This is a genomic window from Micromonospora sp. ABR4_055, from assembly GCF_056160425.1.
The window spans coordinates 1-26,608 of record NZ_JBSWXD010000094.1 but is presented as its reverse complement, the minus strand read 5'-3'; the positions used below and the strand labels follow the sequence as shown (position 1 = coordinate 26,608).

Annotated in this window: 23 protein-coding genes and 1 CRISPR repeat array; of the genes, 11 read left to right on the top strand and 12 right to left on the bottom strand. The window is 70.3% G+C overall.

Features of this window, described 5'->3' with window-relative positions:
• Positions 1 to 287: hypothetical protein (locus ACXAHD_RS20700; RefSeq protein WP_475052582.1), on the bottom strand; the 287-nt coding region annotated here is incomplete at its 3' end.
• Positions 288 to 599: 312 nt separating this feature from the next.
• Between ACXAHD_RS20700 and ACXAHD_RS20695 the strand changes: the two genes are divergently transcribed.
• The 5 genes from ACXAHD_RS20695 to ACXAHD_RS20675 all read left to right on the top strand — a co-directional run bounded on the left by ACXAHD_RS20695 (position 600) and on the right by ACXAHD_RS20675 (position 4,406).
• A complete protein-coding gene (locus tag ACXAHD_RS20695; protein ID WP_353850337.1) occupies positions 600 to 833 on the top strand; it encodes a hypothetical protein in 234 nt (77 codons plus the stop codon).
• Positions 833 to 1,003 (top strand): PaaX family transcriptional regulator C-terminal domain-containing protein, encoded by a 171-nt coding sequence (locus ACXAHD_RS20690; RefSeq protein WP_348650071.1) that lies wholly within the window; start codon positions 833 to 835, stop codon positions 1,001 to 1,003. Before ACXAHD_RS20695 ends, ACXAHD_RS20690 begins: the two co-directional genes overlap by 1 nt.
• Positions 1,004 to 1,052: 49 nt before the next feature.
• Positions 1,053 to 2,174, top strand: a complete 1,122-nt coding sequence (locus ACXAHD_RS20685) for an effector-associated domain 2-containing protein (RefSeq protein ID WP_289213585.1) — start codon at positions 1,053 to 1,055, stop codon at positions 2,172 to 2,174.
• Positions 2,175 to 2,244: 70 nt separating this feature from the next.
• Entirely contained in the window at positions 2,245 to 2,508 is a 264-nt protein-coding gene (locus tag ACXAHD_RS20680; RefSeq protein ID WP_281555111.1) for a hypothetical protein, read from the top strand.
• Complete coding sequence (locus ACXAHD_RS20675; protein ID WP_281555112.1) at positions 2,505 to 4,406, top strand: HEXXH motif domain-containing protein; 1,902 nt, start codon at positions 2,505 to 2,507, stop codon at positions 4,404 to 4,406. The genes ACXAHD_RS20680 and ACXAHD_RS20675 overlap by 4 nt, the downstream gene beginning before the upstream one ends.
• Before the next feature lie 46 nt (positions 4,407 to 4,452).
• Here the strand turns inward: ACXAHD_RS20675 and fxsT (ACXAHD_RS20670) are convergent, their stop codons facing one another.
• The 3 genes from fxsT (ACXAHD_RS20670) to ACXAHD_RS20660 are packed head-to-tail and all read right to left on the bottom strand — an operon-like array spanning position 4,453 to position 10,528.
• Positions 4,453 to 8,382, bottom strand: coding sequence for an FxSxx-COOH system tetratricopeptide repeat protein (gene fxsT / locus ACXAHD_RS20670; protein ID WP_289212938.1), 3,930 nt, complete (start codon positions 8,380 to 8,382; stop codon positions 4,453 to 4,455).
• A gap of 55 nt (positions 8,383 to 8,437) precedes the next feature.
• Positions 8,438 to 10,048 carry a VMAP-C domain-containing protein gene (locus ACXAHD_RS20665; RefSeq protein WP_475052577.1) on the bottom strand — a complete coding sequence of 537 codons (1,611 nt, stop codon included), beginning with the start codon at positions 10,046 to 10,048 and terminating at the stop codon, positions 8,438 to 8,440.
• 42 nt (positions 10,049 to 10,090) lie between these two features.
• Positions 10,091 to 10,528: a hypothetical protein gene (locus ACXAHD_RS20660; RefSeq protein WP_281555115.1), complete on the bottom strand. Its 438-nt coding sequence runs from the start codon at positions 10,526 to 10,528 to the stop codon at positions 10,091 to 10,093.
• Between the two features lie 124 nt (positions 10,529 to 10,652).
• On the opposite strand from ACXAHD_RS20660, the gene ACXAHD_RS20655 reads away from it, so the two are divergent.
• The 4 genes from ACXAHD_RS20655 (at position 10,653) to ACXAHD_RS20640 (ending at position 13,527) form a co-directional block, all read left to right on the top strand.
• Complete coding sequence (locus ACXAHD_RS20655; RefSeq protein ID WP_281555116.1) at positions 10,653 to 11,153, top strand: hypothetical protein; 501 nt, start codon at positions 10,653 to 10,655, stop codon at positions 11,151 to 11,153.
• Positions 11,154 to 11,203: 50 nt separating this feature from the next.
• A complete protein-coding gene (locus tag ACXAHD_RS20650) occupies positions 11,204 to 12,307 on the top strand; it encodes a hypothetical protein (protein ID WP_475052573.1) in 1,104 nt (367 codons plus the stop codon).
• A gap of 34 nt (positions 12,308 to 12,341) precedes the next feature.
• Entirely contained in the window at positions 12,342 to 13,028 is a 687-nt protein-coding gene (locus ACXAHD_RS20645; protein ID WP_289212941.1) for a hypothetical protein, read from the top strand.
• A 103-nt stretch (positions 13,029 to 13,131) separates the two neighbouring features.
• Positions 13,132 to 13,527 carry a hypothetical protein gene (locus ACXAHD_RS20640; protein WP_281555119.1) on the top strand — a complete coding sequence of 132 codons (396 nt, stop codon included), beginning with the start codon at positions 13,132 to 13,134 and terminating at the stop codon, positions 13,525 to 13,527.
• Positions 13,528 to 13,583: 56 nt separating this feature from the next.
• On the opposite strand, the gene ACXAHD_RS20635 is transcribed toward ACXAHD_RS20640, so the two are convergent.
• The 8 genes from ACXAHD_RS20635 to cas3 form a co-directional block, all read right to left on the bottom strand.
• Positions 13,584 to 14,144 carry a hypothetical protein gene (locus ACXAHD_RS20635; protein ID WP_281555120.1) on the bottom strand — a complete coding sequence of 187 codons (561 nt, stop codon included), beginning with the start codon at positions 14,142 to 14,144 and terminating at the stop codon, positions 13,584 to 13,586.
• Between the two features lie 162 nt (positions 14,145 to 14,306).
• Positions 14,307 to 15,688: direct repeats of the CRISPR family, unit length 37 nt; unit sequence GTTGCGATCCTCACCGGGTCCGGGGACCCGGTGCAGC.
• A gap of 124 nt (positions 15,689 to 15,812) precedes the next feature.
• Positions 15,813 to 16,103: a CRISPR-associated endonuclease Cas2 gene (gene cas2 / locus ACXAHD_RS20630; protein ID WP_289212942.1), complete on the bottom strand. Its 291-nt coding sequence runs from the start codon at positions 16,101 to 16,103 to the stop codon at positions 15,813 to 15,815.
• 1 nt (position 16,104) lies between these two features.
• Positions 16,105 to 17,142: a type I-C CRISPR-associated endonuclease Cas1c gene (gene cas1c / locus ACXAHD_RS20625; RefSeq protein WP_289212943.1), complete on the bottom strand. Its 1,038-nt coding sequence runs from the start codon at positions 17,140 to 17,142 to the stop codon at positions 16,105 to 16,107.
• The gene (cas4, locus tag ACXAHD_RS20620; protein ID WP_289212944.1) at positions 17,135 to 17,779 is read right to left on the bottom strand and encodes a CRISPR-associated protein Cas4; all 645 of its coding nucleotides are present in this window, start codon (positions 17,777 to 17,779) and stop codon (positions 17,135 to 17,137) included. Before cas4 ends, cas1c begins: the two co-directional genes overlap by 8 nt.
• Positions 17,776 to 18,639 (bottom strand): type I-C CRISPR-associated protein Cas7/Csd2, encoded by an 864-nt coding sequence (cas7c, locus tag ACXAHD_RS20615; protein WP_281555123.1) that lies wholly within the window; start codon positions 18,637 to 18,639, stop codon positions 17,776 to 17,778. Before cas7c ends, cas4 begins: the two co-directional genes overlap by 4 nt.
• Positions 18,636 to 20,477: a type I-C CRISPR-associated protein Cas8c/Csd1 gene (gene cas8c, locus ACXAHD_RS20610; protein ID WP_289212945.1), complete on the bottom strand. Its 1,842-nt coding sequence runs from the start codon at positions 20,475 to 20,477 to the stop codon at positions 18,636 to 18,638. Before cas8c ends, cas7c begins: the two co-directional genes overlap by 4 nt.
• On the bottom strand, positions 20,477 to 21,178 hold the full coding sequence (cas5c, locus tag ACXAHD_RS20605; protein ID WP_289212946.1) for a type I-C CRISPR-associated protein Cas5c: 702 nt from the start codon (positions 21,176 to 21,178) through the stop codon (positions 20,477 to 20,479). Before cas5c ends, cas8c begins: the two co-directional genes overlap by 1 nt.
• Positions 21,175 to 23,409, bottom strand: a complete 2,235-nt coding sequence (cas3, locus tag ACXAHD_RS20600; protein WP_281555126.1) for a CRISPR-associated helicase Cas3' — start codon at positions 23,407 to 23,409, stop codon at positions 21,175 to 21,177. Before cas3 ends, cas5c begins: the two co-directional genes overlap by 4 nt.
• A gap of 461 nt (positions 23,410 to 23,870) precedes the next feature.
• Between cas3 and ACXAHD_RS20595 the strand changes: the two genes are divergently transcribed.
• Together ACXAHD_RS20595 and fxsT (ACXAHD_RS20590) are read left to right on the top strand one after the other, a co-directional pair.
• On the top strand, positions 23,871 to 24,782 hold the full coding sequence (locus ACXAHD_RS20595) for a Rossmann-like and DUF2520 domain-containing protein (RefSeq protein ID WP_475052568.1): 912 nt from the start codon (positions 23,871 to 23,873) through the stop codon (positions 24,780 to 24,782).
• A 25-nt stretch (positions 24,783 to 24,807) separates the two neighbouring features.
• Positions 24,808 to 26,550, top strand: a complete 1,743-nt coding sequence (gene fxsT / locus ACXAHD_RS20590; RefSeq protein ID WP_289212947.1) for an FxSxx-COOH system tetratricopeptide repeat protein — start codon at positions 24,808 to 24,810, stop codon at positions 26,548 to 26,550.
• Positions 26,551 to 26,608 lie beyond the last annotated feature (58 nt).

Below are 26,608 nucleotides of genomic sequence, written 5' to 3'. Positions count from 1 at the left end.
AAAAAAAAAGAAGGGGGAAGGGGGGAGAGGAGGGGGGGAGGTGTCCCGTGCCCCCCCCAGCCCGCCCCCCCCCGGGGACCCTCCTGTCTGACCGCCCGGACCGGTGGTTCAGCCGCTGGCCAGCTGATTGTGCAGGCGGCACCGTTGATGGCGCTGGAGCCGGTGTTGGTGATCCGGAAGTCGACCGCCTGCTGCGGCAACGAGTACGGCACCAGGGTGTCGGTTCCGCCCGGGCTGCTACCGAAGTTGGTCACCTGGACCATCGACGTCCGGGTGGTAACCGGCAACCCAGGTCACCTGCGCAAATCGGAATCACGCCGTCTACAGTCGGTACCGCTGCCCCCGAGCCACGCCGGAGCGCTCTTGACGAGCCTGTTCAGCATCGAGGAGATCTATCCGGAGGAGGCGGGCCGGCCGGTGCGGCTGCCCCGACGGCAGACCGGCAACTCGCCGCAGTGCCTCGCGGTGACCCTGCTGGCCGACTACACCCTGCGGACCCGCGCCTGGCTGCCGTCGGCCGCCATCGTCGCGCTACTCGTCGAATCCGGCATCACCCCCGCCGGGCCCGGACCGCCATCAGCCGGCTCGCCCGCAATGAGGTGCTCGAGGGCAGTCGACGCGGTCGGCACAGCTCGTACCGGCTCGCCCACGCCGCCGCCAGCCTGGCGATCGGCGGACACTGGATCCTCACCGCCACCGCGACGGCCCGGCCGTGGGACGGCCAGTGGGCCCTGGTCGCGTTCACCTTGCCGCAGGAGCACAGCGCGCAACGGCGGGCGCTGCGCGGCCAGCTCCGGTGGCTGGGGTTCGCGCCGCTGCACGACCCGAAGTGATGGACACCTTCCGGCGGTTCCCCACCCTCGATCCACAGCTGCCGGTCGAGCTGCTGCCGGCCAACTGGCTACGGGATCCCGCCCGGGAGGTCTTCGCCGCCGTCTACGACAAGTCTCGCCGACGTCGCCCAACGACATGTCCGGGCAGTCGTCACCCGCTCCGCCGGTGACGCGGCCCCAGACGACGCAAGCCGGGTCGGCGACCCGTACCGTCGGACGGTGACCACGACCGGGCCGCAGCGCCCCGACGTCCGCGTGGTCGCCGTCGGCGTCGGCGCCTACCAGGCCGGCGACGGCTGGACCCTGACCGGGCCGGTCGACGACGCCGTCCGGATCGCACGGTTCTTCGTCGCCCACGGCGTACCCACCGGAAACGTGGACCTGCTCACCGACCCGGCACCCCCGGCCGACGACCTGCCGGCTGGGGTACGGCGGCGACCCGCCGACCGCGCCACCGTCCGCCAACTGCTGCTGCGCGAGCTGCCTGCCAGCTCCGCGCGGGAACTGTACGTCTACTGGGGCGGCCACGGCTTCGTCGACCCGCGTCGGCGACGCCGGCTGTACTACGCCGACGCCACCGACGCCGACGCCGTCAACCTCGACCTGGACTCGCTGCTGGCGACGTACGCCTCGGACCTCGTCGCGGTGCTGAACCGGCAGCTGTGGCTGGTCGATGTCTGCCAGACGCACGGCCCGGCCCGGCCGCGCCGGATCGACGGGCACGAGACCTTCCCGAGCGGCGACCCGGTCGCCGGACGCAGCCAGGACGTGCTGTTCGCCGCCGCCGTCGGTCAGCCCGCCGCCAACCTGGACCGGCAGCGGACCGGACTGTTCAGCCGGGAGCTGCTGCGGTTGATGGACGCCGACGGCCTCACGGCGCTGGCCGACCCGCAACGGCTCGCGGAGCGGCTGCGGGCCCGGTTCACCACGCTACGGGCCGACGGTCTGACCGGGCAGACCCCCACCTACCTGTGGTACCGCGACGCGTCCGGCGACGAAGGTCTGCTGCTGGCGGCGGACCCGGGCGGGTCGCGCAAGCCCGTCGAGAGGCCGGTGCGGCCGTCGACGGCGGCGATCGGCGCGGTGGTGGACGCGCTGTTGGATATCGCGGAGTTCCGCCGGCCGAACGACCGCGAGGAAATTCTGTCTCTGCTGCCCCCGTCGGTGTACGCCTCGATCCGGCGCAACCCGGCGACCCGGATCGACGCCGTCAGCACCGTCCGAGGCTGCCTGCACCACGCCACCGGACTGTCCGAACTCGTCGCCGCCGTACGCTTCTTCACCAGCGACGACGCTGCCGTCGACCACCTCGCCGAGACGGTCCGGCGGCTCGCCGGGTAGCTACCGCCGGTCGACGTCGGCGCTGTGACGCATGCGCCCCGGCGCTTCCGTTGCCGTGCGGGGATAAGCGATGATGAGGACATCGACCGTCACCTTTCGTGAAGGGCTACCGCTGATGGACAGCACCCCGGCCGGTATCGAGTCCGAGATGCTCGATCTGTCGACGGTGGACGTGGCGACGCTGCGCGGCGTCGACGACTCCGACATGACCGCCGCGATGGTCCGGGTACGGCAGCGGATCGCCGACGCCGAGGGCAGCATCAGCGGCTACAGCGGATCGTTCGCCAGTCGGGCCACCGGAGCCGACCCCCTGGCGGAAGACCGGATCGGTTGACGGGCCGGGCGGCGGTACCCACCCACGCAATCGCCGTCGACGACTTCCGGCAGCTGGCCACCACCGGCGGCGACGAACGGACCGCAGCAGCCCTGCGCGGCTCCGAACGTAGCTGGCGGCTGACCGCGCTGCGCGCACTGGTGGACGCCGTCGCGCGCCGTACCGACGCCGCCGGCCCGCTGTCCGGTGTCGACACTGCGTGGCAACTGCTGGTCCGTGCCGACCGCGCCGACCCGGACGCCACCGAGGAGGTCGTCGCCCAACCGCAGGTCGGCATCTGGGTGGCGCACACCCTGCGCCGGCTCACCTCGGCAAGGTCCGGCGATCCGCCGCTCTGGGTCGACGTCGGCTACCTGCACTCGCTGGCCGCCGCCGCTGCGGTCCGCGCCGGGCTCAGCTTCGACCTGGTGGTCCCGGCCCGCCACGGCCACCTCGCGCTGCCCACCGTCGCCGCCGTGGAACTCCCCCCGCGGATCGAGCGGGTACAGGTGGTCGCAGCCGCCGGCACGGTCACGGTCACCGCGGGCGGCGGCGACCCGGTCGGCCCCGGCGACCCCCACTGGCATCCGCCGGTCCGGCTGGTCGCCACCGCTGGCGGGATCGACCTGCGGGTGGAACTACTCGATCGGGACGTCTACCGGGACCTGCGCGGACCCGCAGCGCCGGCACCGCTGAGCACCGACCAGGTACGCCGCTGGCAGGCCCAGCTCCAGCAGGCCTGGGAGCTGCTGGTACGGCAGCAGCCGCAGCGCGCCCGGACGGTCGCGGCGATCCTGCGGACCGTCGCGCCGTTGCCGGCCCGGGAACGGTTCCGCCAACTGTCCGCCTCCGGCGCGGAAGCCTTCGGCACCATCCTGCTGTCCGAACCGGACGACGCCACCCAGCTGGCGATGACGCTGGTACACGAGATCCAGCACCACAAACTGGGCGCGCTGGCCCATCTGCTGACCCTGGTGAACGACGATCCCGACCGGCGGTTCTACGCACCATGGCGCGACGACCCGCGCCCCGTCGCCGGGCTGCTGCAGGGGGTGTACGCGTTCGCCGGGATCACCGACTTCTGGCGAGTGCACCGGCGGCACGCCCCGGCCGGGCAGGTCGCGTTGGCCAACTTCGAGTTCGCGCTCTGGCGTCGCCAGACCCGGCACGCGGTGCGGTCACTGCTCGACTCGGGCCGGCTGACCGGGCACGGCACCCGGTTCGTCGAAATCCTGCACGACACGGTCGCCACGTTCGGGACCGAGCAGGTACCGGCCGGCCCGCAACGGTTGGCCGACCGGATGGCCGTCGACCACCGGGCGCTGTGGCGGGCGCACAACCTGCGGCTCGACGCCGCCGCCCGGACCGAGCTGGCCGCCGCCTGGGCCGGCCGACGGCCGTTGCCGGCCTGCCTGGCGGACGCCCGGGACGGCCGGCCGGCCACGCTGACCCGCCCCGACCGGGCCTGGTTCGACGCCCGCGCGGTGCTGACCCGCCACCGGCTGACCGACCCGGCCGGCTTCGACCGACTGACCGCCGCCCCCGACACCGTAACCGGCCTGGTCACCGGCGCGACCGCCGCCGACGTCGCACTGGTCGGCGGCGACGCCGACCGGGCCCGCGCCGGCTACCTGCGGCAGCTGGCAGCCGATCTGGCGGCCGGGACAACGGCGGCGCACAGCTGGATCGGGCTGGGACTGACCTGGCCGGACGGGTCGACGCATCCGGCGGTGCGGGCCCTGCTGCACCGGCCGGAACTGGTGATGGAGACGCTGCGGCAGGCCGCCCGCCGGGGCGCCCCGGTCGACGTACCCGATCCGGTCGAGCTGGCGGCCTGGGTCGGTGCCGGACTGCCCGCCGACGCGCACCGGCCGGCGGATCCGGCCGGCTGGCTGCTTCTGAACCGGACCCGCCACTGAATCCGGGCCCGGCCGTACAGTTCCGGAGCGAATTCGCCGGGGCAGGTCACAGCGGCAGCGGATCGATGTCGCAGTTGGCCCGCACCCCGGCCGCCGCTGCCGCCGTCGCCGGATGCAGCTCACCGAACGTCGACCGGAACCGGTCGACGATGTCGTCGAACAGCAGACTCGCCTGGGAATCCTGGCCCAGCCCGCGCAGATCCATCGCGAGGTTGACCCCGCAGGCCAAGGTGATCGGATGGCCCGGACCGAGCTGCTCCGTACAGCTGTCGAACGTCTCGGCGTCGAGCGCCCGCGCCGTCTCGTACTCACCAAGTTCGTACAAGGCGCTGGCCAGGTTGACCCGGGCGGCGAACACCAGGGCGTGGCTGCCCCCGAGCCGCTGAGTGAGCCGGCGCAAGCCCTCATCGGCCATCTCGCGGGCCTGCTCGTGCTCACCGAGCAGGCGCAACGTCACCGCCAGGTCGACCTGCGCCCCCGCGGTGTGCGGGTGGTCCTCGCCGTAGAGCGCCCGCAGACCCTGCACTGCGGCCTCACCGGCCTGCCGCGCAGCCCGCAGGTCGCCGGTGACCCGCAGGTCGATCGAGACGGTCAGGTTGGCCAGCACACTGTCCGGGTGGTCGTCGCCGTAGCGGATGCGGAACCGCCGCAGCGCGTCGGTGGACAGGTCCAGCGCCTCATGGTGCTGGCCGGCCTTACGCCGGAAGCCGGCCAGCTGGTGACTCTGCCGGACCAGGTCCGGATGGTCGTCGTACTTGAGCACCCGGCGGGCGTCGGCGACCAGGTTCTCCTGGCTGGCGTGTGCCGTCACGTAGTCCCCCAGCTCACGCCGGTCCAGGTTGATACCGCCGAGGGTGTTCAGGCTGACCGGGTGGTCGGTGCCGTAGATGTGCACCAACTGTTCGTAGGTCTGCTCGTCGAGCTGCAGCGCCCGACCGAACAGCCCGGACAGCCGCATGCTGACCGCGAGGTTGTGCGCGGCCCGCAGCGTGAACGGCTCCTCGTCACCGAAGTTGCGCTTGGACTGCTCGTAGACGGTGATCGACCGCTCCAACGCCCCGTCGAAGTCACCGGCGACGCGATGGTCGGCGGCGACCGCACCGAGCGCGTCGAGCGTCTCCTCCTCAATGTCGCCGACCGTCTGCCGGTACAGCTGCAACGTCCGGGCGTTCAACTTCGCGGCGGCGGCGTAGTCGCCGACGACGAAGTACATGAACCCGAGCCAGGTCGCCATCCGCAGACTGTCCGGGTCGGTGTCGTCACCCCGGTCGATCCACGACCGGTACGCCCGCTGGGCGAGGTCGCGGGCACCGATGTGGTCGCCCCAACGCCACAGGTACTTCGCCTCGTTGAGCACCATGTCCCGGACCAGCTCGTTACGGCAGGTCTCCGCGCCGGACGCGACGATGTGCGGGTACAGCTCGGCGTAGCGGGGCCAGTGGTCGGCGTCGTCCGGCTCGTCCGGGTCGTTGCCGGCGAGCAGCAGGTGGGCGCTGTGCCGCAGGTCCTTGCGGTCCTGCTCGCTCATCTGGTGGATCAGCACCCGCTGGACCAGCCGGTGCATCTGCAACGAGTTGGTCCGGTGGTCGATGCGGGCCAACGACAACCGGCCGATGGTCCGGATCGCCTGCTTGAGCCGGATCGGGCTGCGCACCAGCGGATCCAGGTCGGGGTGGATCTGCAACCGGGGCTTGGACAGCAGCGACCGACCGATCGGCTCGGACGCGAAGAACGCGCAGACCTGCAGCAGACGCAGCGCCGACGGGTCCCGCTCCCGCAGCCCGTTGAGGGAGATGTGCCAGGCGGCAGCGACCAGCGGCGGGTAGTCCTGCTCCACCTCGGTCACGTCGTCGACGTCGGGTTGGCTGTCGTGCAGCAGCTGCAGGTACTCGTCGGCGGTCATCGTCGTCTCCGCGCGCCAGGCCGCTGCCTGCTCGATGGCCAGCGGCAGGTCACCCAGCGCGGCGGCGAGCCGCTCCGCGTCGCTGACCAGAAGGTCCGGGCCACGGCGGCGGAGCAGCTCGATGCTCTCCTGCCGGTCGAACACGTCGACCGGCAGGCCGCTGGCGATCTGGCCCCACCGGGGGTCGCGCGAGGTGACCACGATGCTGCCCGGCCCACCCCGGGGAAAGAACCGTTCCACGTCGTCGGGGTCCTCGGCGTTGTCGAACACCAGCAGCCAGTTGGCGTACGGGCGTCCGATGCGCAGCGCGTCGAGCACCGCCGGCACGGCGGTGTTCGCTGTCGCCGGCACCTGCAGGTCGAGCCGGCTGGCGAGCTCGGCGAGTGCGGACTGGATCTGCGCCGGACGCTCGGCGGAGATCCACCAGATCAGGTCGAAGTCCTGCTGGTGCTGGTAGACGTACTCGACGACCAGTTGGGACTTGCCGACGCCGCCGGCACCGTGCACCGCCTCGGGCAGCACCGCGGTGGTGCCGGCGCGCAGCCGCTGGTGCAGCGTGTCGAGCAGCGCCCGCCGGCCGGTGAAGTTGGCGTTGCGCGGCGGCAGGTTGCCGACGACGGCCGGCTGCTGGTCGCGTCGCTGGGTGCGCAGGACAGCGGTGGTCGGCGGGACGACACTGCCGGTCGGAGACACCGCACTCCCTTCTGGGTCGGGTCCGGGGTGGGGCGTCTGCTGCCGGGCGCCGAACGGGAAGGGCGCTCCCGGCGACGCCATTATGTCAGACATCGTCGGCTCCATACCTGTATGACTCGCTTGCGGATTTGTCGCCGGATTGCGGGATCTGCGGGCCCGGACCGGCGAACCCAACGCCCAACCGAGCCGTTCGGCGGCGACCAGGTTCGGGCCGCCCAAGGCCACGTGCACCGCCAGCTCGACCCGCAGAAACGGCTCGGACGCCGGGGTCACCCGGGGGTACGTGGCCTGGCGGGGGCTGCGGACCCGACGGGTCAGGTTCCGCACCGCCTCGATGTCCCGGCCAAGCTCACTCTCCACCGTGTACTGCACCTCGATGATACGGTCCCGGTAGCTCGACGCCAGCAACTGGTCACGAACCCCGTGGCGGAACTCGTACCGCAGCCGGGTGTCATCGCCGGACGTGCCACCGCCGTGTCGGACCGGCCGCATCAGGTCACTGGTCAGCACCTCGGTGAGATGCGCCGGGTCGAGCCGCCCGGCGGTCCGCTGCACCGCCCGGATGATCCGCGAGGTCAGCGGAGCGGCGGCGAGCCGGGTCGCCAACGCGAACGCCCGGGGCGACGCCTTGGCCCGGAACCGGGCGACCAGCTCGCTCGCCCGCAGCGTCGACCGCGACCAACGCGGTACCCGCCCCGATCCCGCAACCCGATCCGACAAACTCACCAGCAGCGCCGGCATCCGCACTGTGCCGGCCGTCGCCCCGGCCAGCAGCCGAGCCCACCGCGACAGCCAGTCGCCGCCGCGCTCGATCACCGGCACCGCGGTCCGCTCCGGCCCGCCGGGCTCCGCCGCCGACCACGGGTCCGGCACGCTGATCCGCCATGGACGCTCGGCGGTCGGTAGCCGGGCGCTGGCCGGGGTCCACAGCACTTCGGCGGTGTCCATTCCCCGGTCGTACCAGTGCTGCTGCGGCAGCACGTTGACCACGGCCAACGCCGCCAACGCCGCCCAGCCGACCAGCACCGGGAAGATCAGCCCGGTGGTCCAGGCCGGCGACCGGCCGTGCGTCACCAGGAAGACCACCGGCGGCCCGCCGTCACCCGACGGCACGGTCAGCGGGGCGTGCGGGGCGTCACGCCAGCGCACCGCGCCGTCGGCGACCACCACGGACCGGACCGACACCGAGGCGAAGCACTCCTGCTCGCGCAGCATCGCCAGGAAGTCGGCGAACTCGTCGGACCAGAACTCCATCACCGGATCGTCGTCGATGACGACGAGGACCTCACGACGACCGGCGATCTCCAACTGCCGGGCCGGCTCGGGCAGGGTCGGACGGACCGCAAAGGCCGACCCACGCGACGACAACGAATCCATCATGGAGCACCACCGGGGCGGATGGTGCCGCCGACCGTCCCCCGGTGACCGTCTCCGCTCATTCGCGGGCCTCTCCCAAGTCGTCGCCGGCTGAGCCAGGCTGTCCGGGCTGCCGCAGCGGATCGTCCCACAAGATCACAAAGCCGTGCCCGACGTGCCGGCCCGAAGCAGACGGATCCTCACCCCAGGCCGACTTCCTCAACTTTGCGACATGCATGGGCAGCTGCGCCATCCCCCCGGCGAACCCATTCGCCGACTCGACCATCGATCGCAGCACCCGGCACAGCTCAACGGCCAACACCGGATCGCGGTGCCAGACGATGGCTGGGACACCGGACCGTACGCCGACAAGCAGTTGCCGCTCGGCCGCGCTGTCCGGCAACGGAGAATCGCTCAACACCAGAACGACCGCCGCCTCGTCACCCGTCAGCAACGCCTCCAGTTGGGCGTCGACCTGATCAGGCGCGGCGCAGAATATCCGAGAAGACCCGCCGTCCGCAGCAACGCCACGCCAGCGCACCCGCCACCGCCGATGCCACTCGGGGGAACGCAGCCGCTCCAACGAGCGGATCACCAGTGGATACTCCACCACCAACGGGCTCGGCACCGGCGACCGAAGTTCCTTGCGCCAGGTGTCGACCGGCTCGTTGAGCAACTGCCACGGCAGGACGATCTCGATCGTCACCGGCCCCGCCTGGTGCGCCCAGCGCCGCTCCGTCTCCGACAGCACCTCGTCGACCGCAGCCTCCAGGTCGCCGTAGCGCACTCGGCGATGCTCACCCCGCACCGGTGCCCAGGTCGGCGACGCCCACTGATACCAGTGGGACATGATGAACGTGTCGTCGTCACCGCCGTACTTCTCGAACTGGATGACCAGGTAAGCCGTCGCGGGGCCGACGGCACCGTCCGCCACGGCTGCGGTGGCTGCGGCGGTGGCGGCGGTGGCGGCGGGGGCGACCGCCGCGACGGGCGACCGGCCGAAGCGGGTCCCACCCACCCCGACGAGGGCGTCCTCCGGCACGTCCCACTCATCGGCCAGGGTTCGAATCAGCTGGCGCAGCCGCTGCCGCGCCTCGGCCGGCACACTGTCGTCGAGCCGACCGAGCAGCCGCAACCAGTGCGGCACCCCGCCAAACCCCGTCCCGTCGCCCGCCAAACCAGCACTCGACGGCGCCACCGCCAGATGGGCGAACAGATGCCACAGCGAGGTGCAGTGCTCCGGCGGCGGCTCCTGCCGGCACTCGACCACGAACCGACGCCACCGCGCCGTCACCCGCAACTCGGACAGGTCACCCCGCAGCCAACCCAGATCGTGATCGGCGAACTGCTCGAACACCTGCCACTCGTCGGACAGCTGGAGCAAGGTCAGGGTCCGCGCGCCGGCCGGCTCCAGTAGGTCGAGACACTCGGCGAGCAGCCGCAGCCCGCCGGTACGGTCGATGCAGGCCGTCACCAGGTCCACCAACTGCGGCCGTAACACCGCCAGGTCACGCAGCCGCAGCGGCCCGCCGAACGCCTCCTCGACCAGCCGCAGCAGCACCTGGCGGCTGCTCGGATCCCGGACCACGTCCGACTCCTCGAGCAGACCGGCTACCTCGGCGATGATCCGGCGACGCTCCGCCCCCTGCGGGGACGGCACACGCCGCTCGACGTCACTCGGGTCCAACATCGGGCCGGCCGTTCCGCCTGCACCGGGCCGACCCGCCCCGGATCAATCGAGCCGTCCCGGCCCGAACGGGTCCAATGTCTCCAGCGCACGGACCACGTCGTCGGCGTCGCCGGCCAGCTCCGCCCGCCGCCGCTGACCGTCCTGCTCAAACACGGCGATCACCCGCAGCGGGCCGGAGCGGCTGCGCAGCAGCGACTGGATCGCGTACCAGCCGGCCGACGACGCGATGCCGACCGCGATCTGCAGCAACGTGTCGGCAACCGGGCCCCGGGTGGACACGATCTCGAACTCCGCCGCCGGATGCCAGGTACGCGCGGTGACCCCCTGCGCGGTCAACTGGTCGACCAACTGGGTCGTGTGCGCCGGGTAGACCGGTGTGCCGTGGTCGAACCCCTGCGGCAGAAGGACCACGTCGGTGCCGGCCACCGGCCCCGGACCGGCATCCGCGGGCACGGTGACGACGGATTCCTCGGAGAGCATATGTCGATGGTATGTGGACCACGCGAACCAGCCGACCCCGGACCGATCCAGTGGAGCGGCACTGCTACAACAGATCGCATAAACATGACCGTCACTGTTTGCAACGATCGAGCGGAGGGCCGCGATGCCCGACCCGACCGAGCCAGACTGGCGGCCGGACTACACCGGCGACAACAGCCTCGGTGATGTCGGTGCCGGTCGACGCCTCGGAGCGCACCTGTACTACCTGTACCGGGCCGGCCGGAACGAGCTTCCGGAGATTGCCTCTGTCTACGCCAGGCTGACGAGGCGGATGCACAGCATCGTCGACGGGTTGGAGACGCAGTTCGATCGACCGGGGCTCGGAATGCATCCGGCGCACCTGCGGTTGATGGAGTTGCGGGACGAGGCGCACGACGTGTTCCGTCAGACCTGCCTGCGCATGCAGGAGGTCGGTGCGGCGCTCGTGGACATCGCCGACTCGTACGCCGCCACCGACGAGCTGGCCGCAGACGAATTCTCCCGGCTGCTGCACGACAACGCCGAGGAGTACGGCACCTCGCCGCCGCACATCCCTGAACTACCCGGGGTGCACGATCCCCCGCCGAGCAGACCGACCCATGACGGACGAATCGGTGGTATTTGAGATGACCGAGCCCTGCTCCGACCCCTACTCGCGATCGTGACGGAGGTTTGATGAGCGAGCCTTCGATCACCTACGACCCGCAGGAGTTCTACCGCACGCTCTCGGAAATCCAGGGCTACTTCGCCGAACTCCGCTACATCGACACCGCGATGGCCTTCCTGGAGGAAGAGAAAGCCAGCTGGTGGCATCAGACACCGGTCGGCCCCGGCACGCACTACATCGAAGTCCGTTTCGGGCCCACGTTCCCCTTCACGAAGATTTACCACGTACCGGCGGACTACGTACGCATGCCATGGCACGACAGCCGCAAGGATGAGGTCGAGGAACATCTTCGGACGTTGGCCCGTGAGGCTGCGACGTGGGCGGCCACCGAGGTCGATGCCATCACCACCCGGGTCAAGCCGTATACCTGGCCTGCTGGCGCCTGGTACGATAGCCAGTGCATCGAGCCGATCCTGAGCGCGCACGACGCGCTGGCAGACGAGGTCAGCGCCGACTTCGGCAAGCTGAGCCACAGCCTCGGAAACTGGGAGGGTGAGGCGGCCGACAACTTCGCCACCAACTTCTACAACCCGTTCGAGCACATTCTGCGTAGTCAGAAGCAGCTACTCACCGCGCTCGCCGCTGGCGTCACCGCCGCCAAGGCCATCGCCGAGTCCACTCAGCACAGCCTCATGAACGTGGTGCACTACACCGGTGAGGCGCTACGTGAACAGCTGGAACTTGCCCAGAGCATGGCGGAGCTGGCGCGGCAGGAGTCGCTACGCAACATTCTGATCATCGCCGGCGGTGCAGCGACCGTATTCGGCGGGATCCTCGGTGGCGCGACGGCGACCGTCGGTGGCCTGTGGGTGGCGAGTTCGGGCGTTGTCGCGGGTGGCGTGAGCATCGCCGCGACCACCATCCCAGATGGCGGCTGGGCGGCGCTGAATCTGCAGGGCAGCACCGCCGCTGACCTGCTCGACTCGGTCTCGGACGCGATCGGGCAGATCGTCGAGAATGACAGCGATCAGCACGCGGCCCTGCAGGAAGTGACCCAGGAAGCGCTCGACCGCGTCGACTCGCTCCGAATCGGCGACGGGGATGGCAGGCTCATCCCGGTCGAGCCCAACATCGTGTCCGGCGTCGACGGCAACGATTTCTACCTACCCTGACGGCATTTCGACACGACGGCCCTGGAGGACTGCCATGCGTCTACATACCGGTCGGCTCCGGCGCGGCATCGTCGCAGTGGCGCTCGTGGTCGTCGCTGCCGGATGCGGTGCTGGCGGCCCGACACCACCGCCTGAATCGAACCCACGGTACGGGCAGATCCCTGAGGACCTGTGCTCCCGGCTGCAATTCGAGGCGGTGTTCGGTCGGTTTGCTCTGGACCTCGCCCGTTCCCATGAGGACGGCTCGGACTATCGCACGGAACGCACCTACTGGCGGGAGCGATGCGACTTCGGCGCCATCGCACCCGACGAGCACTTCGCCACCGCACTCGGCGAGTTCCAGCCGTCCGGCGCGATACAGGTCCGCGTCTACCACGGCGTGGCGGGCGCGGTGCAGGCCTACGATCAGGAAGTCGCGAACTACATTGATCTACCAGAGGAGACCGGGCCGGACCCCGCCACCGCCGATCTGACCGGTTGGTGGGGCGACAGCGGTAAATCGCTCCAGACGGCACTGGTGCTGGATCCCGATGACTTCACCCTCGGCGACTTCGCCGCCTCGCAGCTCGACGTCACCCACCTCATCCGCCACGAAAACCTGGTGCTAATGGTGTACGCGGGCGCGGTAGCCCCCACCGGGGAAACCGCAGAGGCGGTCACGCTCCTACACGACCTGGCGGACGCGCTGATCGACGAGACAGCCAGCCATCTCGACCGCTGAGCAGAGACACCTGCTGGCCGAGGACGACACGCCCTGCCATGATCACGGCAAGCAGAGGCGGCACGAGCACGATGGCCAGCAACGCCAACCACGGTACGTACCAATGAAGCTCGGCGCTGAAACCAATGTAAGCCGCCGCCGGGCCGATCCCGGAAAGCAGGCCGAGCACGGTGCCGACCCAGACAATAAGCCACGCCTGAGCTGTCGTGATGCGTCGGCGGACGCGGAGAGCCGCGCCGACCGCAGCCATGGTCGCCAAGTCCGGCCGCAGCTCCACCGACGCCAGTCCGACCGCCACCTGCTCGCCACGACGGTGACCGGCGACTCCGCAGGTTCGGCGGCGGTGAGCTGCGCCGCGAGCAGGATCGAGTTCGCCGCAGCCAGCTCCTGCTCATCCGGCATCTGCGTCGTGTCCACCACAACGAGCCGGACCCTGGTGTCCAGGCCGATCCGCTGCGGGGTCTCCGGCGCGATCACCAGGCCGAGAAGCCTCGTGTAGTACTCCGATCGGCTGGCAACAACGGCTGGCAACAACGTGAGCCCTTGGCCATCCGACTACAGCGCGACACGGCCATCGGGCGTCACCAGTGTGTCGTTGAACGCGACCGCGTCACCTCGGTCGAGCGCCTCCTGCTCGGTTCGGGTGGCGGGCCGGCCGGTCACCAACCGGATGACCTCCGCCCCGCCGACGGCCACGTCCCGCTGCCCGGCGGCGACGGACACCGTCGCGGTCGGGCCGGCCTGCAGGTCCGTAGCGGTGACTACCCTGACCGTGGCCCGGCTCGGCAGGGCACCGGCGACCCGTCGCAGACCGTCCGGCCCCAGCTTCTCCGCCGCGTCCATTGGGACCAGCACCTGGCCGGGACGGGCGTCGAGTCGGCTCGGGGTCACTTCGCCGCGAGCCGCGCCCGCCAGGGCAAGTGCGACGCTGCCGGCGACCGCGGCGGTCACCGGGGCAACAGCCGCAGCCGTACGGAGCCGATGCCGGGCAGCATGGCGCAACGCCAGCCGTGACGGCGTGGGAAGCAGACCAGCGACTCGACCGCTCATCCGCACCAGCGCCGGCGTGCTGGCGACGACGCCGAGCAACAGCGCAACGCCGCCAGCGGCAAGCATCTGCGGCCGCCCTTGTGGGTTGCCGGCAACGCCACCACCCCCACGACAAGGAGCGCCAACCCAGCCACCGCGCCGAGGCCATCGACCTTCGACGTGCCCCGCTGGCCGCCGAGGGCACCACGGACCGAGCCTTGCCGGACGGCGCGGGCCGGCAGCAGCGTGGCCAGCATCCTCACCGGGTCCGGGGACCCGGTGCAGCCGTGAGCAGCGAACCAATCCGGGCGGCGGACCCACGTTGCGATCCTCACCGGGTCCTGGAACCCGGTGCAGCTCGGTCAGCAGCCGCCTCCGGCCGATGTGCAGGTGCGCGTTGCGATCCTCACCGGGTCCGGGGACCCGGTGCAGCCACCCCACCGGGTGAACGGCCCGCACCACGCCGAAGCGCGTCGGTCGTTGCGATCCTCACCGGGTCCGGGGACCCGGTGCAGCACTCGCGGATTCCTCGGCTTCGTCGTCGACAACCAAGAGTTGCGATCCTCACCGGGTCCGGGGACCCGGTGCAGCGGGCAGACCCTGTACGGCATGCCGTTCCGATCGCTGTTGCGATCCTCACCGGGTCCGGGGACCCGGTGCAGCGCCACCACAGCGACGACCCGGGCCTCTTGATCGCCCCGTTGCGATCCTCACCGGGTCCGGGGACCCGGTGCAGCGGTCGGGCGGGCAGGTCCGCTGGTAGTCGCCCCACCGGTTGCGATCCTCACCGGGTCCGGGGACCCGGTGCAGCCCTGCGTACCACCCGGGGCGGTAGCCGCCGCCAGGAAGGTTGCGATCCTCACCGGGTCCGGGGACCCGGTGCAGCCGCTGACCATCACCTACAGCCTCGACACCTACGAGGGCGTTGCGATCCTCACCGGGTCCGGGGACCCGGTGCAGCCACCGGTCGGTGCCGTCGTGGTGTCGACCGGCACGGCCAGGTTGCGATCCTCACCGGGTCCGGGGACCCGGTGCAGCCTCGATGCCCTCGTCCTCCAACATCCGACCGGGCAGCTCGTTGCGATCCTCACCGGGTCCGGGGACCCGGTGCAGCGCGCACCGCGATGCGGCAGATGGTCGGCGTGTTCGCGGTTGCGATCCTCACCGGGTCCGGGGACCCGGTGCAGCAGGGCGGCTTGCACCACCGCACCGTGTTCGGGCTGGAGTTGCGATCCTCACCGGGTCCGGGGACCCGGTGCAGCCCGCCGCCCGAACCATCCGCACCATCCCGAATCCCAAGGTTGCGATCCTCACCGGGTCCGGGGACCCGGTGCAGCCAGCCCGAGGCGCTGACTGACGCTGGCGTGGTGTTGCGGTTGCGATCCTCACCGGGTCCGGGGACCCGGTGCAGCGTTGATTCGACCGCGCGCATCGCGTCCCGAGCTCCGTTGCGATCCTCACCGGGTCCGGGGACCCGGTGCAGCGAGGTTCCACTCGACCAGTGCATCGGCGAATCCCTCGTTGCGATCCTCACAGGGTCCGGGGACCCGGTGCAGCGACACCGACCGCGCCACGGTCGACCGCCTCAACCCTGGTTGCGATCCTCACCGGGTCCGGGGACCCGGTGCAGCGGCTCGCGAGCTGCGAAAATAGGAGTAAATCGCTTGACTTCCGATTAGCAGGCGAGCCGATACGGGCATTTTGCCCGATGTACTGGTTCGGAACCTCCTGGGATTTCGTGCTCACCGGAGGTTCCTAGATCACGAACGGGCCGCGTGGATCGAGCCCACGGGGACGTCCGAGATGTTCGACGTCGTCGAGCGCCATCGCGGGAAGGCGGTAGATCCGTACGCTGTCGCGGGTCGGGTCGATGACCGCCTCGATGGCCGCGACCAGCTTGACCTTGTCCGCGTCCCGGCACACTACTTCGAACACCGACTTTTGGACGCGGTGCCCGTACCCCTCGCAGATCTTCGCCACCTTGCGCAGCCGGCGGGCACCAGCCGGGGTGGTGGTCTCGACGTCGTACGTCACGAGCAGGTCCATTTCAGGCGACCGTCCACGGCTGGTACGCGGCCAGGTCGCCGCGAAGGTGCCGGGCGAGCAGCCGCGCCTGTACGAGCGGCAGCAGTGCGCCTTCGACGTCACGCCGCAGGTACGCGTGCGGCCAGGCCCGCTGCCGGCTCTTCTCCCAGGCGGTGAACACCTTCTTGCGCCCATCGTCGGTCAGTTGGTACGCGCCGTTCGGCAGGTGATCGAAGTCCTTGTCGCTCAGTTCGCGCCGGTTGAGCAGGGTGAAGACCAGCCGGTCCACGAGCAGGGGACGGAACTCTTCCATCAGGTCGAGCGCGAGTGCCGGCTTGCCGGACCGTACGCCGTGCAGAAGCCCGATGTACGGGTCGAGCCCGACCTGCTCGAGCGCTCCGTGCACGGCGCCGCGCAGCATCCCGTAGAGGAAGGAGAGTAGGCAGTTGACCGGGTCGGTGGGCGGACGTTTGTTGCGGCCGGCGACCTTCCATTCTTTGCTTCTGGTGACCAGGTGCGGCATGGCGGCGAAGTAGTCCCGGGCGGTGATCCCTTCGACGCCGAACACTTCGTCGATGGTGGTGGCGTCGCGCAGCAGGTTCAGCCGTTCGGCGATCAGGTCGGCACTGGCGCGCAGCGCGGTCTGACGGAACCCGGAGCTGTCCCGGGCGGTACGCAGCAGCACCTGCCGGCTGTTGTGAATCTTCCCGGCGATCATGGCCTTTGAGATCGACACCCGCTGTTGAGTGTCGTCGGCGGCGCGGTGCTGGGCTTGCCGCAGCAGCGGGTTGCCGGTGGCCGGCCCGACCGTACGCATCAGGAACCGCCCATTGCCGGTGAGGTAGGTGACGGACCGGCCGTCAGCGGCGCAGCGCAGCTGCAGTTCCTGGCTGATGTTGACTCCGCCGAAGGCGACGAGGTGGTCGAGGCGGACGAGTGGCACCCGTCTGGGCGGGGTCTTCGGCTCGTCGTCGGGGTGGAAGGCCCGCAGGGTGTCGCCGTCGAAGTGCAGGCTCGTGCCCGGCCTCTGGATGTACAAAGTGTTCAGCAGTTCAGTCACGCCAGGTTCCGAGTGGTCGCGGGGTGAACAGGTCGAGTAGTGGCCGGCTGTGCCCGTCGGTGGCTTCGGGCAGGCAGGCGTCGCGCAGGGAGCACCGCCGGCAGCGTTTGTCGTTGCGGGCGAGCGGGAGTTTCGACGTGCCGAGGATTTGCCGTACCGCCCCGGCGGCTTCGATGACCTGCTCGATCAGTGTGTCGTCGATGGTGACCGGGTGGCGGCGGCGTTCGGCGACGGAGTAGATGTAGCCGAGCGGCACTTCGAACCCGGCGTCGATGAGGCACAGCGCCTGCCCGCCGAGTTGCAGCTCGGCTGGTCCCCCGGCCTGGTACCGGCCGACTTTGTATTCGACCGGTGTGGCGACCTGTCCGGTGAACTCGACGACGTCGCAGACTCCGCGCAGCCCGTACGTCTGGCTGCCGACCGGCAGTGACCGTACGACGGTTGCGCCGGCCCGGCGGGTGACGCCGGGCAGGTCGACGGCGGTGTGGCTGAGGTCTCCGCGTACCGTTTCCGCGCTCTCGTCCCACACCTGTTCGACGTGGATGAGCGCGGTCTGCCGGTGACAGTAGGCATAGTGCTCAAGGGCGGACAGCGGGACCTCGCGGATCCCGCTGTCGCTCTCGACCGGGTCGGTCACAGCCAGAGGTCCACCTCGGTGGTGACCTGGACGCCATCGGGCAGCGGGGTGTCGGCGATGGTCCGCTGGTAGTCGAGATGTTGGCGGGCCGGCTTGTCGGGGTTGGTCCGGCTGACCTGGATCCGCTTGGTGAGGCTGGCCGCGGGGGCGACGCCCAGCGCGTCGGGGTGGCTGAAGATCCACAGCCCGCAGAGCTTCATCTCGCCTCGGGTGGCGGACCGGTCGTGGTCGAACATCATGGCGATGGCCCGCCAGAGCGCGGTGAGGTCGTCGGGGGTGACGCCGGTCTTCGCGGCGCGCGGCGCGGAGTAGAAGGCGTGTGCGCGGTAGAGACCGTACGGGACGGTCCACTTCGAGCCCATCTCGGTGCGTTCGCCTTTGTCGATGTCTTCCTGGCGGGTCTGGGTGACCCGGGTGATGGCGTGGTCGGCCGGCAGGATCGGGTCGATGCTGCGGGCGAAGCCGACCTGTAGTGGACCGCGTACCTGCCCGGCGCCGCCTTTGGCGCCGGTGCTGAGCACCGCGCCGAACATGCGGATGTCGAAGTAGTGCTCGCAGAGCCACTGCTGCGCCTGGTCCGCCCGCCCTGGTGCGGCGGCGAGCCCTTCCTCGATGCGCGTGTTCAGGGCGTGGCCGGCTTCGACGAAGATGCCGTACCGGGGGTCGTCGCCGCGCATCAGGGCCACCGTGTCCCGGATCTTGCGCTTGATGGCGACGTCGGTGACGAGACCCTGGCCGGTTTCGTCGTCGGTGCGGGGCTGGTTGCCGCCGTCGGGGTCGCCGTTGGGGTTGCCGTCGGTTACATCGAAGAACATCACGACGTCGTGACGGCGGGCGGGGTCGAGGTGGGCGGCACTCATGCGGCATCTCCTTCAGGTGCGTCAGCTGCCGGCGTCCCGTCCGCACCGGGCGGCAGGTCGGCGGGTGGCAGGTCGGTGTTCTTCTTGCTGGCGGCGGCTTCGATCCGTTCGGCTCGCATCGCGGCGCGCTGGTGGTGGTAGCCGAGGACGAACGCGGCTTTCTGCGTCAGCATGGCGGAGCTGGGGATCGAGGTGTCGGCGTCGATCTGCGCGAAGATGTCGTCGAGTCGGTTGGCGTACGCGCCGGCCCAGGCCGGTTTGCCGAGCGGGCCGCGCAGCCGTCGCAGCCAGGCGGTTGCGGAGCGACGGCCGTTGACCAGCACCGCCTGCGGGTTGGTGATCGCCCGGCCCATGTAGCGTTCGGCGAAGGTGGTGTTGAGCTGCTGGTTCGCGGCGCGGTAGACGGCCTGTTGCAGGTCGTCGAGCACGGCGAAGGCGCGACCGGACAGGTATGCGGGGTCGCGGTTGGCGTCGTTCAACGTCGGGGTCAGCCTTTCTGCGTGGTACGGAGGAAGCCCGGGGCGGCGCAGGACGGCGAGTCGGATCAGGGCGACCCGGGCGGCGTCGACGCGGCCGTCGGTGCGGATGCGGTCGATGACGTGAGCGAGGATCTTGGGTGGCAGTGGCGCACCGAAGACCGCTGACCGCCACAGCGCGTGGTAGAGGCCGCCGGGGCGGTCCTCGCCTCGGGCGCCGAGTTTGGTCCAGCTGCCGGGGCCGCTGCCCCGGCCGGGCTGCCACCGGCCGGCGACCCGGGTGAGCTGGACGAGCTTGACGAGGGTCGGCTTGCCGTCCCAGCCGGCGATCTTGTGGTCGTCGATCCAGCGACGGAGGTTGGCTTTCACCGCCGGCAGCGGCATTTCGACCCAGTCGCGGACGACGACGCGGGCGACGTTGCCGGAGACGGTGACCGAGCAGAATTTCGACAGGTCGTCGACGGTGGCTTCGGTGCCGCGTGTCGGGCTGACGATCATGTCCAGCGCGGACTTCTCGTCCTCCTGGTCGAGCGGCCCCATCGGGTCGAACGACGCCCCGCCGATCACCCACCAGGTCAGCCGGGCGTTCTGGCCGGGCAGGCTCGCATGGTGGTCGGTGTCGCTGAGCAGCACGGTCAGCGACGACATGAACGTCAGTCCACAGGTGACGCAGATCGGGGTGTTGCCGAGAAACTTGGTCAGCTCGTAGCCGTGCACCGCTTCGTTGACGCTGACCAGCGACGCTCCCTGCGTGGCGCCGGGCAGCAGCCGCTGCGGGATCTGCTGCGGGATGGTCTTGAGCAGGTCACGCACCTCGCCGCAGACGAGGCACCGGCCGGCCCGGCCGAGCCCTTTGCGGCCGGCGGCGACGGTCGCCCAGTAGCGACGCGCGCTGTCGTGCTCGAAGGCGAACTCTCCGCCGACCCGGATGCCGACCATGTCGGCCCGGCCCCACTTGTCCGGCTGCTGCACCTTGTGGTGCTGGCGGCGGCGGTAGAAGGCGGCGACCGCCGGGCCGGGTCCGTCGGGTTCGGCTTCGGCCCAGTCGCGGATGAGTTCGACGAACGCGTCGTGCTGTTTGCCGATCCGGTCGGCTTTGCCGCCGTCGGCGACCCAGCCGAGCGCGTATTCGACGTTGTCGACGGCGAGGGTGGGGGCGATCCCGACGGTACGGGTGACGGCCGGCACGCTCCGTTCGATGCCGATCCGGGCACCGGCGGCGTCGCTGGCGGTGTCGGTCTGCCCCCGGTAGCCGCCGTCCCGGTCGATGTCGACGATCAGCCGTACGGGTTTGCGGCCGTAGAAGGGCGGAAGCACGTCGTCGCTGGTGGCGGCGAATTCGACGAGGCGTTGCAGCAGCATCAGGCGGCTCCGCCAGCGGACGGCAGCGCCATTTCCATACCGCGTGGCGGGACGTGCAGGACGCCTTCGACGACGCGGGCGGCGAACCATTCCATCCGGGGTTGGTTTTTGCCGTCGCGGTGGATGGTGTGCAGCATGATGCCGACTTCTTCGTTGACGCTGGTGTCGCGCGGGGTGTCGTCGGGCCAGCTGAAGTCGGCGCTGAATTCACGCGTACCGAGGTAGGGCTGTTGGAAGCAGGCTCCTCGGCGGACCCGGCGGCGCAGCTGGTCGCGGTAGGCGGCGGCGGGTTTGTCGGCGTGGGCGGCGGGCACCAGGTGCGCGTGGATGCGGTAGGCGACGTCGCGCAGGCAGACGGCGTTGCGCTGGTCGCGGTGGGCGACGGTGTCGACTCGGCGTTTGCCGCGGATGGCGTCGGCGAGCGGGGCGACGTCGGTGGTTTCGTTGCGGCGGATGGTGAACTGCTTGATCGGTTTCAGCACTTCGATGGCGACGATCTCGTAGCGGATCTCCGGCTTCCAGTAGATCGCTTCGAGGACACCGACGGCCGCCGTGGGGGTCATCACCGGGTACGTGACCCGTTCGACTTTCAGCTCGGGGCGGGAGAACAGGGCGGCGTCGCCGCTGACCTGGACGGCGATCGGCAGGTCGCCGTCCTTGCTGCGGCGGAAGGCCAGCCCGTTGACGACTTCCGTGGTCACAGGATGAAGTCCTCCAGTTTCGGGTCGAAGATCATGCCGGTGTGCGGGTCGTAGTCGCCGCGCCATTCGACGAGCGCGCCGACTCGGACGTCCGAGCCGAGGATCGGCTGCATCAGGGCCCGCACACCGGCGTCGCGCTGAGGCACGCCCGGGTGGACGGTGGTGGTGTAGGGCTGCAACCGGCGCAGGTCACGCATGTCGGGTACGGGTGCGGTGCGTACCCGGTGAACGAGTTCTTCGACGTGGGCGCGTTCGTCGGGCGTACCGGCGCCTTGTGGGGTGACCACCGAGATGCTGTCGGCGCTGATGATGCGGAAGGCGCGCTTGCGGTCACGGTGTCCGCTGTCGTCGAGCGGCCCGTCGGCGACGGTCTCATACGCCCAGGCGGCCCGGGACCGCTGGATCTGCTGGCCGATGTGCTGCGGGTCGTTGAGGTTGAGCGTGCTGTAGATGGAGCGGTAGTAGGCGGCGAGTGCGTCAGGGTCGTCGGGGTCGGCGCGGCCGGGTCCGAAGTGGGTGGTCGCGGCGCCGACGAGCCGTTTGTACGTCTCCGGAGCGCCGCCGTCGGCGGGCGCGAAGATGACGACGCGGCCGTGGTCGAGGCGGCCTTCCCGGTTGGCCCGGCCGGCGGCCTGCAGCAGCGAGTCGGCGGGGGCCATCGCCCGGTAGACGGTCGGGAAGTCGACGTCGACGCCGGCTTCGATGAGCTGGGTGGAGACCAGCAGGACCGGCTCGTCGTTCGTCAGCCGGTCACGGACGTCTTCGAGTACGCGCTGCCGGTGCGCCGGGCACATCCGGGTGGACAGGTGCCGGGCGTGGTCGAGGTCGCCGCTGTCGCGCCAGGTGTCGAAGACGGCCTGGGCGTTGGCGGTGGTGTTGACGACGACCATCGCTGCGGGCGGCCGGCCGGCGGGGGTGGTGACGTCGTCGGCGGCCTGGTCGGCGATGTCGGCGAGGGTCGGGGCGGGGTCGAGCCGCCATTCGTAGCGGACCCGTTTGAGCTGGTTGGCGACGGCGGGTACGTCGGTCAGCACGTCGGTGTAGTCGACGCCGTTCATGGTCGGCAGCGACCAGAACTCGGGCTGGGTGGCCGAGGAGAGCAGCACGGTGGTGCCGAAGTGCCGCACCAGCAGCCGCAGCCCGTCGAGGATCGGGACGAGCATGTCGTGCGGCAGGGCCTGCACCTCGTCGAGGACGATGACCGATCCGGCGAGCCGGTGCACCCGGCGCATCGCGGACGGCCGGCGGCCGAACAGCGACTCGAAGAGGCGGACGAAGGTGGTCACGACGAACGGTGCGTCCCAGTTCTCGGCGGCGAGTCGGCCCCACCGGCCGGCGGCGGCGTCCTCGAAGTTGACCTGGCTGTGGTGTTCCAGGACGACCGGCTCGGCGCCGGGCTCGTCGAGCATGCCACGGTAGACGGCGGCGTTCTGCCCAGTGATGGTCAGAAACGGAACAGCGACGATGACGCGTCGTTGCTGGTTCTTCTCGGCGTGCCGCAGCGCGAACCCGGCGGCGCAGAGCGTCTTGCCGGCCCCGGTCGGCGCGGGCAGCCGGTAGATCCCCGGCGGCTGGTCGGCGAAGCTGACGCACTGGGCGTAGACCTGCTCGCGCAGGTCGTCCACGGGCGACGGCTTGCCGGCGGCGAGCATGGTGGCTCGACGATGCTCAAGCATGGCGGCGCGGCGCTGCTCGAACAGCTTGTACAGGTGGCCGAAGTCGGCATCGGTGCGGACCCGGGGCGCGGCCAGTCCGTCGAAGTGCGCGCCGGTGTCGAGACCGTCGGCGTCGACCAGGGCGCTGTAGCACAGCCGCAGCGCCATCTCCCCCACAAGATGGTCCTGCAGCCACGCGTCGGGGATGGTCTGCCGCAGGTCGGGTGGCAGGTCGGGCAGCAGCCGGGGCAGCTCGGCCTCGGCAGAGGTGACGTCCTGCGCCCGGCTGAATCCCTGCTTGAGGGCCTTCCCCAACGAGTTGGTGTCGATCAACCCGCCGTGGTGGCCGAAGATCGCCCCTGAATAGCCGCCGAGCCCGCGCTCATACGCGATCCGGGTCCCCAACGACTTGTGATCGATGCCGACCCGCTGACCGGAGTTGGCGACATTCTTCAATTTATCCTGCCAGGCGCAGGACGCTTTCCCGACATCATGGAGCGCACCCAGCCAGTACGCCAACTCGCCACCACCGAACGGCGACGCGAAACGCCTGGCCAGCTCGGCGGTCCCCCGCAAATGATCTTCAAGTCGATGCCAGCGACCGCTGTTCCTACCCGGACTGTGCGCCCACAGCGACCGCTCCCCAGACATGAACAGATCTCTCACATTCCGCCCGAACAAAAAGGACCGGTCTATGAAGCCACCGCAGCAATCCACTGTCAAGACCCGGTTTCCGGTTTCAGCGAACAACTGCCGGGGTGGTGGGTGAGTGTCAGCCACTCACCCACCATGCCCGGCCGTTCAGTGGACTCGCTGCAGCCCATCGCGCTGTTCCAGTCTGACGCCACAAGTAGGCCGCGCTCACGAGTCGAGGTTTCGGCGGTGCGGGATGGATCTTCAGCACCCCACACCCCCAGCGCCTGATCCGAGCGCCCCACCTGCGGTCGCTGACGCACCCTACCGACGTCCGGTACGGTGTTGCCGAATGTAACTCGGGGGCTACTCGCCGCCGATCATGAACTCGGTCGAAGCGAGGGATGCAAGTGCCGACGATGATGGACCGGCCGGTCGGTGTCATCGGTGCCGGTCGGGTCGGCACCGCTCTCGGACTGGCGCTGGTCCGCGCCGGATACGAGCTCGTCGGGGTCAACGCGAGGTCCGAGGCGTCCCGCCAGCGGGCAGCCGACGTCCTTCCTGGCACCCCGCTGCGGGACGTGCCCACGCTTGCCAAGAGCGCCGGCATACTCCTGCTCTCCGTCACCGACGACGCTATCGGATCGGTCGCCGCCGAATTGGCGGATGGCGGCCTGCTCCAACCGGGGCAGATCGTGCTGCATGTCAGCGGTGCGTGCGGTTTGGCGGTTCTCGCACCGGCGACCGAGGCCGGTGCCGTGCCGCTCGCCGTCCACCCGGCGATGACCTTTCCTGGCCTCCCGACCGATGCCGACAATCTGGCCGGTCTGGCGTACGCGGTCACCACCCGACCGCATGACCGGCCGCTCGCCGAGGAACTGGTGCGCGATGTGGGGGGCGTTCCGGTGTGGATCGCCGACGAGGACCGTACCCTCTACCACGCCGCGCTGGTCCTCGGTGCGAACAACCTCATCACCCTGCTGGCCGCGGCGATGGAGGCACTGATGGCAGCCGGCGTGCCGGACCCCGGGTTTGTGCTGGCCCCGCTGGTGCGTGCCTCGATGGAAAACGCCCTGCGGCACGGCGACCAGGCGTTGACCGGGCCGGTACGCCGTGCGGACGTCGGAACGATCGAGGCTCACCTGCGGGCGCTGCGCGATCGTGCGCCCCACCTACTGCCGGCGTACCTCGATTTCGGACTCAACACCGCGCGTCGATCCCGGCGGGCCGCGCTGAACGAGGCGGGCCGGCTCGACGAGGTTATCGCGTTACTGGAAGCAAGATCGGCCGAGGCCCGCGACGATATCGACCGGTGAACGGCCCGCTGCGGTGGGCGGCACGATGAGACGCCGTCGTTGGAGCGTCCGCCCGGGGCGGCGGCTCGACCCGCAGCTGTCGGCATCCGGGATCGTCTGCGTCGTAGCGGCGATCGCAGCCGGCGGGGTGGAGATGCTCGGCGTCCGCATCCCGGTTGTCGACTCGCCGGTACGCCAGTTGCTGCTCGCGGGGTTGGGGCTCGCGCTCGTGGTGGCGTCGGCGTTCGTGACGACACGCGACATTGCAGCGGAGGAGATGACGATGGCGACCGACCGGGTACCGCTTCCGCCCAGCACGCCACGACCGAAGCTCACCCCTCGGTTCACCGGCCGGGCCGGGCTTCTCACTGAGATGCACGAGTCGCTGACCGAGCAGCGACGGTTGGCCCTAGCCGGGCTCGGCGGAGTCGGCAAGACCCAACTCGCCCTCGCGTACGTGGAGAACTACCGGTCCGAGTACCCGGTCGTCTGGTGGCTACGGGCGGAGAACCGTGTCACGCTCGACGACGACTTTCTCGGGCTGGCCGGCGCGCACGGATTGCCGGTCGATCCGGCGAGTCCGCAGCCCCAGCAGGTCGACGTCATCCGGCACTGGTTGGAGGAGCGCGACAGCTGGCTGCTGGTCTTCGACAACGCCGAAGCAGAGGAACTGGTCGACGACTACCTGCCACAGCGGCGGTCCGGGCACGTCCTCGTGACCACGAGGAACCAGCACTGGCGCAACGCCGCCGTCATCATCGTGCCGCCGTGGAAGCGGTCGGAATCCGTCGCGTTTCTGGCGCCGCCGGCCGGCCAGCGCAACGACGCCGACGCGCTCGCCGCCTTCCTCGGCGATCTGCCGCTGGCCCTCGACCAGGCATCGTCTTACATGCAGGAGACCTCGACGTCGATCCGTGACTACCTGGATCTGCTGCGTTCACGCACCGCCGACGTACTGGCTCTCGGCTCGCTGTCCAACTATCCGCGCACGGTGGCGTCCACTTGGCTGACGGCAGTGGCGACGATCCGCAAGGAGTTGCCGATCGCGCAGGAGTTGCTGAACCTCTGCGCTTTCCTGAGCCCGGAGGGTATCCCGCACACCATGCTGCGGTGGTCGCCGGACCATCCACGCCGGCTGCGTCCCCTGCATGACGACCGGATCGTCTACAACCAGGCGGTCAGCATCCTCAGCCGGTACTCGCTGCTACAGGCGAGCCCGGACGGCCTGACCGTACACCGGCTGGTGCAGACGTTGGCCCGGCAGTCGCTGACTGCCGCTGACCGTCGGCGCTGCGCGGGCATCGCAGCGATCTATGCCGAACACGCGCTGCCACTCGATGTCACGGCAGCTGATAACTGGCCGGTCTGTGACACTGTCGTCCCGCACGCGCTCGCCGCCGCCAGACACGCCGCCGAGCACAATGTCGCGCTCCGCCAGGTGGTCTCGCTGTACGCCCGGGTCGGCGAGTATCTCCGAATCCAGGGGCAGTACGCGCAGGCCCTCGGCGTCCTGGGCGCGGCCACGGACATTCTGCGCCGGCCGCACGACTTCGCCGCTCCCGACCTGCCGGAGATCCTGACCCGCACCGGAATGGCGCTACGGGCGAGCGGACGACTTCCGGAAGCGCTCGCCGCGCTCGATGAAGCCATCCAGTTGGGGGAAGCCAACCGCGGCCAGGATCATCCCCGGTTGGCGGTCACCCTCAACGCCGCCGGTACGGTCCTGCGGGGCCTAGACGAGTTGTTCCGAAGTCCCGTCAGTGGTCGTAGGCGATCAGGGACCGGGTGACGGGTGCGCCGGTCTTGTTGTTGTGCCAGATCGCGGCGGCCATCGCGAGGAGTCGCTG

Coding starts and splice junctions, on each gene's coding strand:
- ACXAHD_RS20680 (WP_281555111.1), top strand. CDS start 2,245: ATGATGAGGACATCGACCGTCACCTTTCGTGAAGGGCTACCGCTGATG.
- ACXAHD_RS20635 (WP_281555120.1), bottom strand. CDS start 14,144: ATGCTTGCCGCTGGCGGCGTTGCGCTGTTGCTCGGCGTCGTCGCCAGC.
- ACXAHD_RS20660 (WP_281555115.1), bottom strand. CDS start 10,528: ATGCTCTCCGAGGAATCCGTCGTCACCGTGCCCGCGGATGCCGGTCCG.
- fxsT (WP_289212938.1), bottom strand. CDS start 8,382: ATGATGGATTCGTTGTCGTCGCGTGGGTCGGCCTTTGCGGTCCGTCCG.
- cas8c (WP_289212945.1), bottom strand. CDS start 20,477: ATGCTGCTGCAACGCCTCGTCGAATTCGCCGCCACCAGCGACGACGTG.
- ACXAHD_RS20640 (WP_281555119.1), top strand. CDS start 13,132: ATGAAGCTCGGCGCTGAAACCAATGTAAGCCGCCGCCGGGCCGATCCC.
- ACXAHD_RS20690 (WP_348650071.1), top strand. CDS start 833: ATGGACACCTTCCGGCGGTTCCCCACCCTCGATCCACAGCTGCCGGTC.
- ACXAHD_RS20655 (WP_281555116.1), top strand. CDS start 10,653: ATGCCCGACCCGACCGAGCCAGACTGGCGGCCGGACTACACCGGCGAC.
- ACXAHD_RS20645 (WP_289212941.1), top strand. CDS start 12,342: ATGCGTCTACATACCGGTCGGCTCCGGCGCGGCATCGTCGCAGTGGCG.
- ACXAHD_RS20665 (WP_475052577.1), bottom strand. CDS start 10,048: ATGTTGGACCCGAGTGACGTCGAGCGGCGTGTGCCGTCCCCGCAGGGG.
- ACXAHD_RS20650 (WP_475052573.1), top strand. CDS start 11,204: ATGAGCGAGCCTTCGATCACCTACGACCCGCAGGAGTTCTACCGCACG.
- fxsT (WP_289212947.1), top strand. CDS start 24,808: ATGAGACGCCGTCGTTGGAGCGTCCGCCCGGGGCGGCGGCTCGACCCG.
- ACXAHD_RS20595 (WP_475052568.1), top strand. CDS start 23,871: ATGCAAGTGCCGACGATGATGGACCGGCCGGTCGGTGTCATCGGTGCC.
- cas2 (WP_289212942.1), bottom strand. CDS start 16,103: ATGGACCTGCTCGTGACGTACGACGTCGAGACCACCACCCCGGCTGGT.
- cas7c (WP_281555123.1), bottom strand. CDS start 18,639: ATGAGTGCCGCCCACCTCGACCCCGCCCGCCGTCACGACGTCGTGATG.